Origin of the sequence: Nonomuraea rosea, assembly GCF_039539705.1 — a bacterium.
Lineage (GTDB): Bacteria > Actinomycetota > Actinomycetes > Streptosporangiales > Streptosporangiaceae > Nonomuraea > Nonomuraea rosea.
Genome location: NZ_BAABDQ010000037.1, coordinates 62,231 through 74,901 on the forward strand (window position 1 = coordinate 62,231; position 12,671 = coordinate 74,901).

The window sequence follows — 12,671 nt, forward strand, 5'->3', positions numbered from 1 at the left end:
TCCCTACTGTAGGGTTCCTACAAAACCCCCCGGACAAAGTTCGTACGGATCTCCATCCGCGTGTCGGAGTTCTACAGGGCAAGGTTGATTTTGTGCTTGTACTCGTCGCTCCGGGCCAAGGTGCCCAAACCCCAGGCTTCCTGACTCCCTGGCTCGAGCTGCCCGGCCTCGCCGACAGACTCGGCGCCTGGTCGGAGGTCGTCGGGCTCGATCTGGTCGCCTACGGGACGACCGCCGGGGCCGATGAGATCCGCGACACCGCCGTCGCGCAGCCCCTGCTCGTGGCCGCCGCGCTGGCCTCGGCCGAGGCGCTCGGCGCGGCCCCCGACCTGCTGGCGGGCCACAGCGTCGGCGAGTTCGCCGCCGCCGCCCTGGCCGGGGTCCTGACCAGCGAGCAGGCGCTCTCCCTGATCCGCGACCGCGCCCAGGCCATGGCCAAGGCCGCCGCCGTCACCGAGACCGGCATGACCGCCGTGCTCGGCGGCGTCGAGGCCGAGGTGCTGGCCGCCATCGAGAAGCACGGGCTCGCGCCCGCCAACGTCAACGGCGCCGGCCAGATCGTGGCCGGCGGCACGCTGGAGCAGCTGGCCGCGTTCAAGGAGGACGCGCCCGCCCGCGCCCGGCTCATCCCGCTCTCCGTGGCGGGTGCCTTCCACACCCACCACATGGGCCCGGCGGTGGAGAGCCTGCGCGAGGCCGCCCGCTCCGTCGTCCCGGCCGATCCCCAGGTCAAGCTGCTGTCCAACGCCGACGGGCAGCCGGTGGCCACCGGCGCCGAGTTCGTCGAGCGGCTGGTCAAGCAGATCAGCAACCCGGTGCGGTGGGACGCCTGCATGGAGACCATGGCGGAGCTCGGCGTCACCAAGATGATCGAGCTGCTGCCCGGCGGCACGCTGACCGGCCTGGCCAGGCGCGGCCTGCGCGGCGTCACGACCGTGGCACTGAAGACCCCCGACGATCTCGACGCGGCCAGGGAGCTGATCAAGTGAAGATCCCCGACATCGCCCCCGGCGGCAGGGTGCTGGCCCTCGGCCACTACCAGCCGGCCAACGTCGTCACCAACGACGACCTGGCCGCCACCATGGACACCAACGACGAGTGGATCCAGTCCAGGGTCGGCATCAAGGAGCGCAGGGTCGCTCCCGAGGGCGAGTCCGTCGAGGACATGGCCACCATCGCCGGCGGCAAGGCGCTGGCCGCGAGCGGCCTGTCGCCCGAGGACGTCGACCTGGTCATCGTGGCCACCTGCACGCTCGAGTCCCAGATCCCCAACGCCTCGGCCATCGTGGCCCACCGCCTGGGCATCAAGTCTCCCGGCGCCTTCGACGTGAACGCCGCCTGCGCCGGATTCTGCTACGCGCTCGCCACCGCCAGCGCCGCGGTCCGCGGGGGATCGGCCAAGCACGTGCTGGTCATCGGCGCGGAGAAGCTGTCGCAGTGGGTCGACTGGACCGACAGGTCCACCGCCGTGATCTTCGCCGACGGCGCGGGAGCGGCCGTGGTCGGCCCCTCCGAGACGCCGGGCATCGGCCCCGTCGTGTGGGGCAGCGCCGGCGACAAGTCCGACGCGATCATCGTCAAGGACCGCGCGAACTTCCTGCACCAGGAAGGCCAGACGGTCTTCCGCTGGGCCACCACCGCGCTGCACCCGGTGGCGCTCGAAGCCTGCTCCCGGGCGGGCGTCGACCCCTCGGAGCTGGCGGCGTTCGTGCCCCACCAGGCCAACCTGCGCATCATCGAGGCCATCGCCCGTAAACTCGGCGCCGGCCAGGCCGTCATCGCCCGCGACATCATCAACGCGGGCAACACCTCCGCCGCCTCCATCCCGCTCGCGCTCTCGCGCATGCTGGAGCGCGGCGAGGTCCGCTCAGGCGGTCTCGCACTCATCCTCGGCTTCGGCGCCGGCCTGACCTATGCGGGCCAAGTGATCGAGATTCCGTAGGATCCGTACGGCGTCACGCCGTACACCCGTCACAAGCTTGTGCGGCGTGGCCGCACAGAACCCAGAAATCCAAAGGAGAACTACCGACATGGCTGGCACCGAGCAGGACATCCTCGCGGGCCTCGGCAAGATCATCAACGAGATCACCGGCATTCCGGCGTCTGAGGTGACCCCCGAGAAGAACTTCGTGGACGACCTCGACATCGACTCCCTGTCCATGGTCGAGATCGCCGTGGCCGCCCAGGACGAGTTCGGCGTCGAGATCCCCGACGACCAGCTCAAGAACCTGAAGACGGTCAAGGACGTCCTCACCTTCATCCAGAGCTGAAGACACCCCCAGCTGACCAGTTAGGAGACCGAAAAAGTGAGTGCGAACCGGGTACGTGTCGTCGTCACCGGGCTTGGCGCGACGACGCCCGTCGGTGGAGACGTCACCTCGACCTGGACGGCGCTCCTCGCCGGTCAGTCGGGTGTCGAGACCCTGACCACGGATTGGATCGACGCCGTCCCCGTGAAGTTCGCGGGGACGGCGGCGGTCGATCCCACCGATGTGCTGCCGCGGCCCGAGAGCCGCCGCCTCGACCGTAGCGAGCAGTTCGCGATGGTCGCGGCGAGGGAGGCCTGGCAGGACGCCGGTTCGCCCGAGGTGGCGCCCGAGCGCCTCGGCGTCGTGGTCTCCAGCGGCATCGGCGGCATCACGACGACGCTGGCCGCGTACGACACCTGGAAGGAGCGCGGCTGGAACCGGCTGTCGCCCTTCACGGTGCCGATGCTCATGCCCAACGGGCCCGCCGCCTGGATCGGCCTCGACCGGGGCGCCCAGGCCGGCGTGCACGCCACCGTCTCCGCCTGCGCGTCGGGCGCCGAGGCGATCGGCTACGCGATGGACATGATCAGGGCCGGCCGGGCCGACGTGGTGATCGCCGGTGGCACCGAGGCCGCCATCCACGGGCTCAACATCGCCGCCTTCGCCGCCGCCAGGGCCATGTCCACCCGCAACGACGACCCGCAGGGCGCCTCCAGGCCGTGGGACCGCGACCGTGACGGGTTCGTGCTCGGCGAGGGCGCCGGCATCGTGGTGCTGGAGTCCGAGGAGCACGCCAAGGCGCGCGGCGCGCGGATCTACGCCGTCGCCGCGGGCGTCGGCTACTCCGCCGACTCCCACCACATCACCCAGCCCGAGCCCGAGGGCCGGGGCATCATCATGGCGATGACGCAGGCGCTGACCGACGCGGGCCTGTCCGGCCAGGACGTCAAGCACGTCAACGCGCACGCCACCTCCACCCCCGCGGGGGACGTCGGCGAGGTGCAGGCGGTGGCCAAGGCCATCGGCACCCACCCGCTCGTCACCTCCACCAAGTCCATGACCGGGCACCTGCTCGGCGGCGCCGGCGGCATCGAGTCCGTCTTCGTGATCAAGGCGCTGCAGGAGCGGATCGTCCCCGCCACGATCAACCTCGACAACCTTGACGACGGCATCGAGGTGGACGTCGTCTACGGCGGCAACCGCGCCCTGCCGCAAGGTGACATCGCCGCCGTCAACAACTCGTTCGGGTTCGGCGGACACAACGTGACCGTCGTGTTCAAGGGGGCTTAAATGACCGTACTGGACAACAGGGTGGTGACCGAGGGCTCCGATGAGGAGCCCGCGGATCCCCGTGATCCAGTCGTCCGTCTGAACGCGCTGCTCGACGAGGGCTCGCTGCGGTTCCTCACCTCCGAAGACAAGAGCGGCGTACTCGCCGCCATGGGCCGCGTCGAGGGTGTTCCCGTCGTCGCCTTCTGCAGTGACGCCCGCTTCCAGGGCGGCGCGATGGGCAGCGAGGGCTGCGAGCACATCGTGCACGCCTACGACGTGGCCGTCCGCGAACGGGTGCCGGTGATCGGAATCTGGCACTCCGGCGGTGCGCGACTCGCCGAAGGCGTCGAGTCGCTGCACGCCGTCGGCCGGGTGTTCGCCGCCATGACGAAGGCGTCCGGCGTCGTGCCGCAGATCTCCGTGGTCGTCGGCCCCGCCGCCGGCGGCGCCGCGTACGGTCCCGCGCTCACCGACCTGGTCATCCTGGCCGACACCGGCCGCATCTTCGTCACGGGCCCCGACGTGGTCCGCAGCGTCACCGGCGAGAACGTCGACAGCGCCGCCCTGGGCGGCCCCGAGCCGCACAGCAAGCGCAGCGGCGTCGTGCACGTCATCACCAAGTCCGAGACGGACGCCTACGTCAAGGCGCGCCAGCTCGCCACGCTGCTCGGCCACCAGGGCAGGGTGCGCACAGGAGAGATCGAGGAAGTCGACTTCTCCACGCTGCTGCCCGAGTCCGCGCGCCGCGCATACGACGTCAAGCCGCTGGTCAACGGCCTGCTCGACGAGCCTGGCATCGAGCTGCACCCCAAGTGGGCACCGAACATCGTCACGTCGCTCGGCCGCCTCGGTGGCCGGACGGTCGGTGTGATCGCCAACAACCCGATGCGGCTGGGCGGCTGCCTCGACGCCACGTCCGCCGAGAAAGCTGCCCGCTTCGTACGTATGTGTGACGCTTTCGGAGTGCCATTGGTTGTCCTCGTGGACGTTCCCGGTTATCTGCCGGGCGTCGGGCAGGAGCACGACGGCGTGGTCCGGCGCGGGGCCAAGCTGCTGCACGCCTTCGCCGAGGCGTCGGTGCCGCGGATCACGCTGGTCACGCGCAAGGCGTACGGCGGGGCCTACATCGCCATGAACTCCCGCGCGCTGGGCGCCACCAAGGTGTTCGCCTGGCCGACGACCGAGGTCGCGGTCATGGGCCCGGTGGCCGCGGTGCGCATTCTCAAGCGGCGCGAGCTGGCGGCCGCGCCCGAGGAGGAGCGCGCCGAGCTGGAGCAGCGCCTGGCCGATGAGCACGAGAAGCTCGCCGGCGGCCTGTCCAGGGCGCAGGAGCTGGGCGTCATCGACGAGGTGATCAAGCCGGAGGAGACCCGCGGCGCGATCGCCAAGGTCCTCGCCCAGGCCACCCCGGCCAGGGGCGCGCACGGCAACATCCCGCTGTAACTCTGCCTAATGCCCAGAGGCCCCGCACCTGCACCGGTGCGGGGCCTCTGGGCGTTTCCACGCCTTTCCATGCCCTCTGGACGTCTTGGGGCCTGCGGGAGCCTCAGGCGGCCCTGGACGGCTTTCCGGGAGGCTCAGACGGCCGCGTGCAGCCAGCGGACGGGCGCGCCGTCGCCCGCGTACCTGAACGGCTCCAGCTCCTCGTCCCACGGTCTGCCGAGCAGCTTGTCCAGCTCGTCCTCCAGCACACAGCGCCCTTGGGCGGCCATCATCATGGAGGTGCGCAGCCGGTCTTCCGGGATCATGATGTCGCCGGCGACGCCGATGACCGCGGTGTAGGCGCCGAGCGTCGGTGTATAGGCGTGCCGGGAGCCGTCGACGCCCGGCGATGCGTCCTCGGTGATCTCGAACCTGAGGCGCTGCCAGCCCATGAGTGACGAGGCGATGGCCGCGGCGATGCCCGCCCGGCCCTCCCACTCCGCCTGTGCGCGCACAACGTTGGGCGCGGCGGGTTGCGGAGTCCACGTCAGATCTACGGGCACGCCAAGGACACCCGCGACTGCCCATTCGATGTGAGGGCACAGCGCGGGCTGAGCCGAGTGGACGTAAAGGACGCCACGAGCAGACACCGGACCTCCCGTTTCGGTACGAGGTGCGCCTTCCCCAACGGCCTCGTCCTGGGATGATCACAAGTGACTAGGGAGAGACTACCGTCGGTCGCCACCCGGCACCAGAGGGGGCCCATACCAAGTTGGTGCGGAAGTGGCACGTGACAGTTCGGCGAGCGGGGAAAGATACCCGCTCATGGAACTCCAATCAGTCGGCGACGCCTTCATCCGGCCAGGTCAGGTCCTGACCGACCGGTCGGCGCTCTCCGCCGTGTCACGCTGGACCCAGGCGGTCTCGGAGGCGGACGGCGTCTGCGTCGTCCACCTGTCGGCCGACGCCGACCCCTGCGCGGTCACGGCGGAGCTGCGTGAGCAAGGTCTCAGGGCGTCGCCCAACCACGTGCTCCGCGGCCAGCCGCTGTTCTTCGGCGGGCCGGCGTCCAGGCCCTTCCCCACGCCGCCCGTCGGCTTCAAACCGGGCAGGTCCCGCACGGACGTGGTCGTGGGGCTCCTCGACACGGGCGTCGCCAAGCACCCGTGGTGGTCGGGCACCGACTGGTACGCCCGCCTCGGCCCCGAGCAGGCCGACGCGCAGGAGGGGGCCCAGGCGGGCCACGGGACGTTCATCGCGGGCCTGCTGGCGCGCCGGGCGCCCGGCGCGACGCTGCGCGTGAGCCGGGTGCTCGACGGCGACGGGCTGACCGACGAGGCGACCGTGGTGCGCGCGCTCCACCGCATGCGCGAACGTCCCCCGGACGTGCTCAACCTGTCCTTCGGCGGCCACTCCTTCGACGACCGGCCGCCCCCGCTGCTGTCCGACGCCATCGCCGGGCTGACCGGCACGGTGGCGGTGGCCTGCGCCGGCAACACCGCCTCCGACCGCCCGTTCTGGCCCGCGGCCCTCCCCTGCGCCGTGGGCGTGGCGGCCGTCGACTCCACCGAGCGGCGCAGGGCGCCCTTCTCCGGATACGGCACCTGGGTGGACGCCTGCGCCCGCGGCGACTGGCTGGCCAGCAGCTTCCTGGACTCAGGCGAGTTCGCCGGCTACGCGACGTGGAGCGGCACGTCGTTCGCCACCGCGCTGGTGGCCGGGACCATCGCCGACGCGGCCAGGCACGAGCCGGCCAAGGAGGCGGCCAAGCGGCTCCTTGACTCGGAGGAGACCCGGCAAATTCCCGATCTGGGAGTTCTCGTCCCGGCGAGTCTGTAGAGTTTACGCTCAGTCCTCAGGCAATCACGAGGAGGCATGATCGCCTTCCCGTGCCGGACGAAGGGAGGCCGCATTGCTCGATCCACGTGATCCAGCGGAGCTGCTCGTAGCCGCGGCCGACGGCGACCGATCGGCCTGGGAGACACTCGAGGCCAGGTTCGGGCCGCGCATGTGGGCCGTGGCCCGCGCGTGCGGCCTGAGCCACTCCGACGCGGCCGACGCCGTCCAGGGCTCCTGGCTGCGCCTGCTCCAGCATCTCCGCAGCATCAGGGAGCCGGCGAGAGTGGGCGGCTGGCTCGCGACCACCGTGCGCCACGAGGCTCTTCTGCTCCTGCGCAAGGAGCGCGGCGGAATCGTCTCGTCCGAGGTCGTCGAGGAGCCCGACCCCGCGTCTGCCGTCCTGGAGGCCGACGACCGGCGCCTGCTCTGGAAGACGGTCTCCACCCTGCACGAGCCGTGCCGCACACTCCTTCAGCTGGTCGCGATCGATCTCGGGAGTCAGCAGATGGCGACGCGGCTCGGATTGCCCATCGGCAGCGTCGGCCCGACCCGGGCACGCTGTCTGGAAAAACTGCGCACTCTGATCTCAATACAGGAGACGGCGCAATGATCAACGACGAATACTTCCTGGCGGCCCTCCGGCTCGCCGCGGGGAACGATCCGATGCCCAGTCACGTGTCCGCCGCCGCACGTGACGTCTACGGGCTCCGGGTTCCACGGGCGGTCACGGCCAACCCGGCCGAGTGCGCCGCGATCCGCGGCGTGCGTGACGACGACGGGTCCCACCTGGTGCGGTTCATCGCCGCCGGCCTCACCTTCGACCTGGAGGTGACGGTGGGCGACGGGCTCATCGACGTCGCGGGACAGGTCTTCCCCTACCCGGGAGAAGGCGCCCTCGTCGATGTGCGCACCCCTCATCTGACCCTCACCAGGCGCATCGCCCACACCGGCCACTTCGCCGCGACCGGCCTGCCTCCTGGCTGGCTCAGCGTCGTGTGCCACCGCCCGGGTCACGCGCCCGTACAGACCAGATGGGTACGCATCCGGCCCTGACCGCGCGCACCGGTTCAGCTTCCACCTCGTGCGCCCTCCCGGACCGGTGGGCGCGCATCCGGCCCCGACTCTGTCACCGACCGGCTGGGGGAGCCGCGCCCTCCCCCCTGCCGTCTCCACCAAGGCCCTCCATGAGCGCAACATCGTCATCGTCCTGGGACCTCGACCCGCTCATCGCAGCAGCCGAGGCCGCCATGATCCGCGCCTTGGTCGACCCCGACCAGGCCCTGCACGCCGGCCGCGTCGTGCTCGCGGCGGCCCGCCGCGCCCGCGCCCCGGAAGCCGAGGTCATGTCGCTCAGAGCGATGGCGCTGGCCGCCCGCGAGCTGGGCGATCTGCACGGCGCGGAACGCCTGCTCCGCGAGGCCATCGGCACCGTGGGCGCGCCCCCGCACCGGCTGGCCCAGGCGCGGCTCTCCCTCGTCACCGTACGCACCGAGCGCGGCCATCCCCTGCAGGCCCTGCGCGTGGCCGCCCTGGCCTGGGCCTACCTGCCCCCGCTCGACCGCGCCAAGCTCGACACCCAGCGCGCCGTCGCCCTGGCCCATCTCGGCCGCCACCAGGAGGCCATCGCCTCCTGCGACCGGGCGCTGCGGGCCCTGGTGTCCGCGCCCGGCACCATCGACGACCGCAGGTTCCTGGCGGGCGGGCTGCTCAACCGCGGGCTCGTCCACTCCTACCGCGGCGACTGGGACGCCGCCATGCGCGACCTGACGGCCTGCCTGCAGATCGCCGGGCACGCCGGGCTGCGGCACCTGGCCCGCCTGGCCGCCGCCAACCTGCCCTTCCTCGCGGTCCGGCGCGGCGACATCGCGGGAGCGTTCAAGCACTACCGGGAGGCCGAGGACACGCTGTTCGGCTACCCGGAGCGGATGGCCACGATGCGGGCCGACTTCGCCGGCGCGCTGCTGGCCGCCCACCTCCCCGGCGAGGCCAGGGTCATGTTGAGCCTGGCCGTACCCGATCTGGAGGCGTCGGGCGCGCACGTGGCGCTGGCGGAGGCGCGCCTGAAGCTGGCCCAGGTGGAGCTGCTCACCGGCGACCCGCACCGGGCCCGCCAGGTGGCCGAGCAGGCGGCGGCCGAACTGGCCGCGCAGGACCGTGCGTCGTGGCTGCCGCTGGCCAGGGAGGTGCTGCTGCGCTCCCGCCTGGCGCTCGAACCGACGACGCCGGCGCTGATCACCGAGCTGATCGCGTGCGCCGACGAGCTGGAGGACGGCGTCGCGAACCTGGCGGGGGCGGCGGCCCTGCGGCTGGCGGCGGCCGAGGCGGCGCTCGCCGTGGACGACCACCCGACGGCCTCCGCGCAGCTCGCCAGGCTGACCCGGCACGCGCAGCGGTCGGAGCGGTGGATGCCGGCCGGTACCCGGCTCACCTCCCTGGCCTCGGAGCTGCAGGCCAGGAAGCTGGCGCGGACCACGCAGATCCCCGTGCCGGTGCGGCAGCACGCGCTGGCGCTGGAGGCGGCGCTCCAGGAGGACGTCACAGGCGCGTTCCGCGCGGTCAACGACGGGCTGGCGGACGTGGGCAAGCGGGTGGAGACGTTCGACGACCCGTCGTTGCGCGCCCATGCGGCCAGGGCCGGCGAGCGGCTGGCGGCGTTCGGGCTGGGGCTGGCGGTGCGGGACGGGTGCGCGGGAGAGGTGTTCGAGTGGGCTGAGCGGTGGCGTGCGGTCGCGGCGCCCGCGCACGCCTGCGCGCCCGTTGAGCCCGAACGGATGCGGGCCGAGCTGGGGCGGGGGGCTCTGGTGGAGTTCGTGGCGGGCGAGGGCACGCTGCTGGCCGTGCTGATCACGGCGGAACGGCTCCTGGTACGGCACCTCGGCGACCTGGTCCCGGTCAAGGAGGCGATCATCCGGCTGCGTTACTCGCTGCGCAGGCAGGGCGACGCGGCGGGGATCGAGGCGGCGGCCGCCGAGCTCGAACGCCTGCTGTTGCGCCCGCTGCTGTCCCATCTCGGTGACCGGCCGCTCGTCGTGGTGCCCGTGGGAGCGCTCCACACGCTGCCGTGGGGGGCGCTGCCGTGCCTGCGCGAACGCCCGGTGAGCGTGACCGCCAGCGCGGCCGCCTGGGTGCGGGCCAGGGAACGCGGGGGCCGCGGGCGGCGGACGCCCCTGGTGGTGGCCGCCGCCGGTCCCGGGCTGTCGCACGCGCACGCGGAGGTCGCGCACGTGCTGGCCTGCCATCCGGGCGGGCGGGAGGCGCCCGGGCGGACGGAGGCGGTGCTGGAGGCGCTGGAGGTGGCCGACGTGCTGCATCTGGCGGCGCACGGGGTGTTCCACGCCCGTAGCCCGCTGGTGTCCGGGATCACGCTGGAGGACCGGTCTCTGATGGCGTACGACCTGCTGAACGTGTCGCGCTCGGCCGGGCTGGTGGTGCTGTCCGCGTGCAACTCCGGGATGTCCAGGACACCGATGGAGGGGGCGCCGCTGGGGCTGCCGGGGACGTTCCTGTCCAAGGGGACGTCGTGCGTGGTCGCGGGCATGGTGCCGGTGCGGGATGAGGCGGCCCGGGTGGTGATGGGCATGTTCCACGAGCTCATCGCGGCGGGTCAGCCGCCGGACGCGGCGCTGGCGTGCGCCGCGGCCAAGACGGGCGTGATCGAGTTCACCTGCTTCGGCGCCGGCAACCTGCCCCTCTACTAGACGGCGTGGTCGTACCGGCGCTCGCTTGATGCGGGGCTGATGTTGTACGGGTGCTCGCGTGATGCGGGCTGATGTCGTACCGGCGCTTGTGTGGTGCGGGGCCGGTGCTCAGCCGGTGGCGACGGGTCTTGTGGGGTCGGCGACCCAGTGGGACCAGGAGCCCACGTAGAGTGCGGCGGGCCGGCCCGCCAGCTCCAGCGCCAGCACCTGGTGGGCGGCCGTCACGCCGGAGCCGCAGTAGGCGCCGGTCCGGACCCCTTCGCCGACGCCCAGCGCCGCGAACCGGGCCCGGAGCGCGGCCGGGTCGAGGAACCGGCCGTCGGGGCCGACGTTCTCCGTCGTCGGTGCGCTGACGGCCCCGGGAACGTGCCCGGCGACCGGATCGATCGGCTCCACCTCGCCCCGGTAGCGCGCGGCGGCCCTGGCGTCGAGCAGCACGCCGTGGGACGGCAGCGCCGCCGCCTCGTCGGCCGTGAGCACCGGCATCCCGCCCGGTCGCGCGGTGAAGTCGCCCTCCTGCGGGGGCGCGTCGGGTGAGCCCTTCGTCGTCGGCAGCCCCGCCTCCGTCCACGCGGCCAGCCCGCCGTCGAGCACGCGTACGTCCTGGTGGCCGAAGTAGCGCAGCGCCCACCAGGCCCGGGCGGCGATCGTGGACCCGGTGTCGTCATAGACCACCACGGGCTGCCCGTCCGACACCCCCAGCCGCCGCATCGCGCTCTCGAACGCGTCCGCCGCCGGCAGCGGATGCCGCCCGCCCGCGCCGGGCGGGGCCGCGAGGTCGGCGTCCACGTCGCAGTAGACGGCGCCCTCGATGTGCCCCTCGCGATAGAGCTCCACCCCAGGCGGCCCGCCGAGCCGCTGACGGATGTCGAGCACCCGCACGTCCTCCAGGGCGGCCAGCTCGGCCGGGGTGATCAGCGGGCTCGTCACGTGTGTACCTCCAGGAGCGGGACGTTCTGCTCGGCCTCCGTCAGCGAACCGTGATATCCGGTGAACAGAGCCTCGATCCGATGGGCCTTGGGCGCGGTGATGGCAAGGTCGGCGTAGGGGACGGCGACGACGTCGCCGATGCGTTCGAGCCAGGCGTCGTGCACCCGGGGCCCGAACCAGCCCGACTCGACCGCCTCCTGCCTGGACACTACCCAGGCCTTCCCGTGCAGGGTCGCGCGCCACGCCTCAAGGACCTGCTTCGCGGCTCCCGGCTGGGTGTAGACGTGCCTGGCCCGGGCCTCACCGCCGAGCAGCGCCACCCCTTCGACCAGCTCGGGAACGCTCTCGGCGTCGATCTTCTCGGTGGCGTTGACCATGCCGTGATCGGCGGTGACGTAGAGGGCGGCGCCCGGAGGCAGCCCCTCGGCGAGCCGCTGCGCCATGTCGTCCACGATGCCGAGGTGCCGCAGCCACTCGTCGCTGCCCCAGCCGACCATGTGGCCGGCCGCGTCCAGGTCCCCGTAGTAGACGGTGACGTGCGCACGGGGCGCCCGCATCGACTCGTGAACCCGGGCGACGCGCTCGTCCACGGTCTCCGCGGCCGCGTAGCGCACGCCCCGGTAGACGGCCCTGGTCAGCCCGCTGCCCTCGAACTCGGCGGGGGCGACGTAGACGGAGTCGATCCCGGCCTGGGCGGCGCGCTGGTAGACGGTGGTGGCGGGCTGCCACTCGTCGGGGTCCATCGCCGCCAGGCCGTCGGGGAGCCGCCAGCGCAGGCAGTTGAACAGGTGCCCGGTGCCCGGCACGGCCAGCATCAGCCCCACCATGCCGTGCTCGCCCGGCGTCAGGCCCGTGCCCAGCGAGCACAGGCTCGTGACGGTGGTGGAGGGGAACCCGGCGGTGAGCGTCCGGCCGGCCAGCCCGGCCAGGAAGGGGGCGGCATCGGCATGGGCGCGCAGCAGCTCGGCGCCGAGGCCGTCGACCAGGAACAGGCAGACGCGCTCGGCGGGTCGCAGGGCGAGCGGGTTGGGCTCGCGCAGGCCCAGCGCCGCCAGCAGCGAACCGGGGAGATCCGCCAGCGTCCCGCCGCCATACCCAGGCACCAGCATGCCCTCATCCTAGCCGCCGATCAACCGCCCCATCCTTGCGTCACGGCCGCCTGTTTACCCCATCCTCCCGCGCCTGTTCACCCCCCTTCTTCCGCGCCTGGTTACCCCTTTCTTCCGTTACGGCTGCGCCCGGTTACCCGCACTCGCCGTCG

General features: G+C 72.5%; 12 protein-coding genes. 9 read left to right on the forward strand and 3 right to left on the reverse strand.

All coding sequences use genetic code 11. The annotated features are described in order from the left end of the window. The first annotated feature begins 92 nt into the window (after positions 1-92). From ABEA43_RS51025 to ABEA43_RS51045, 5 genes are all read left to right on the forward strand, one after another. On the forward strand, positions 93-989 hold the full coding sequence (locus tag ABEA43_RS51025; protein ID WP_345573431.1) for an ACP S-malonyltransferase: 897 nt from the start codon (positions 93-95) through the stop codon (positions 987-989). Continuing rightward, entirely contained in the window at positions 986-1,942 is a 957-nt protein-coding gene (locus ABEA43_RS51030) for a beta-ketoacyl-ACP synthase III (RefSeq protein ID WP_345573433.1), read from the forward strand. The genes ABEA43_RS51025 and ABEA43_RS51030 overlap by 4 nt, the downstream gene beginning before the upstream one ends. An 88-nt stretch (positions 1,943-2,030) precedes the next feature. Further along, on the forward strand, positions 2,031-2,270 hold the full coding sequence (locus ABEA43_RS51035) for an acyl carrier protein (RefSeq protein ID WP_345573435.1): 240 nt from the start codon (positions 2,031-2,033) through the stop codon (positions 2,268-2,270). A 36-nt stretch (positions 2,271-2,306) separates the two neighbouring features. Next, a complete protein-coding gene (gene fabF, locus ABEA43_RS51040) occupies positions 2,307-3,539 on the forward strand; it encodes a beta-ketoacyl-ACP synthase II (RefSeq protein WP_345573437.1) in 1,233 nt (410 codons plus the stop codon). After that, complete coding sequence (locus tag ABEA43_RS51045) at positions 3,540-4,964, forward strand: acyl-CoA carboxylase subunit beta (protein ID WP_345573439.1); 1,425 nt, start codon at positions 3,540-3,542, stop codon at positions 4,962-4,964. It begins immediately after the preceding gene. A 134-nt stretch (positions 4,965-5,098) separates the two neighbouring features. Here the strand turns inward: ABEA43_RS51045 and ABEA43_RS51050 are convergent, their stop codons facing one another. Then, positions 5,099-5,593, reverse strand: coding sequence for a DUF3145 domain-containing protein (locus ABEA43_RS51050; protein WP_345573441.1), 495 nt, complete (start codon positions 5,591-5,593; stop codon positions 5,099-5,101). Positions 5,594-5,768: 175 nt separating this feature from the next. On the opposite strand from ABEA43_RS51050, the gene ABEA43_RS51055 reads away from it, so the two are divergent. The 4 genes from ABEA43_RS51055 to ABEA43_RS51070 all read left to right on the forward strand — a co-directional run bounded on the left by ABEA43_RS51055 (position 5,769) and on the right by ABEA43_RS51070 (position 10,480). After that, positions 5,769-6,782: a S8 family peptidase gene (locus ABEA43_RS51055; RefSeq protein WP_345573443.1), complete on the forward strand. Its 1,014-nt coding sequence runs from the start codon at positions 5,769-5,771 to the stop codon at positions 6,780-6,782. Positions 6,783-6,855: 73 nt separating this feature from the next. After that, on the forward strand, positions 6,856-7,392 hold the full coding sequence (locus tag ABEA43_RS51060; protein WP_345573446.1) for an RNA polymerase sigma factor: 537 nt from the start codon (positions 6,856-6,858) through the stop codon (positions 7,390-7,392). Next, on the forward strand, positions 7,389-7,835 hold the full coding sequence (locus tag ABEA43_RS51065) for a hypothetical protein (protein WP_345573449.1): 447 nt from the start codon (positions 7,389-7,391) through the stop codon (positions 7,833-7,835). The genes ABEA43_RS51060 and ABEA43_RS51065 overlap by 4 nt, the downstream gene beginning before the upstream one ends. A 131-nt stretch (positions 7,836-7,966) precedes the next feature. Continuing rightward, a complete protein-coding gene (locus ABEA43_RS51070; protein WP_345573451.1) occupies positions 7,967-10,480 on the forward strand; it encodes a CHAT domain-containing protein in 2,514 nt (837 codons plus the stop codon). Positions 10,481-10,588: 108 nt separating this feature from the next. Here the strand turns inward: ABEA43_RS51070 and ABEA43_RS51075 are convergent, their stop codons facing one another. Both ABEA43_RS51075 and ABEA43_RS51080 read right to left on the reverse strand, forming a co-directional pair. Next, the gene (locus ABEA43_RS51075) at positions 10,589-11,410 is read right to left on the reverse strand and encodes a sulfurtransferase (RefSeq protein ID WP_345573453.1); all 822 of its coding nucleotides are present in this window, start codon (positions 11,408-11,410) and stop codon (positions 10,589-10,591) included. Then, a complete protein-coding gene (locus tag ABEA43_RS51080; RefSeq protein ID WP_345573455.1) occupies positions 11,407-12,519 on the reverse strand; it encodes an alkaline phosphatase family protein in 1,113 nt (370 codons plus the stop codon). Before ABEA43_RS51080 ends, ABEA43_RS51075 begins: the two co-directional genes overlap by 4 nt. Between the last annotated feature and the right edge of the window lie 152 nt (positions 12,520-12,671).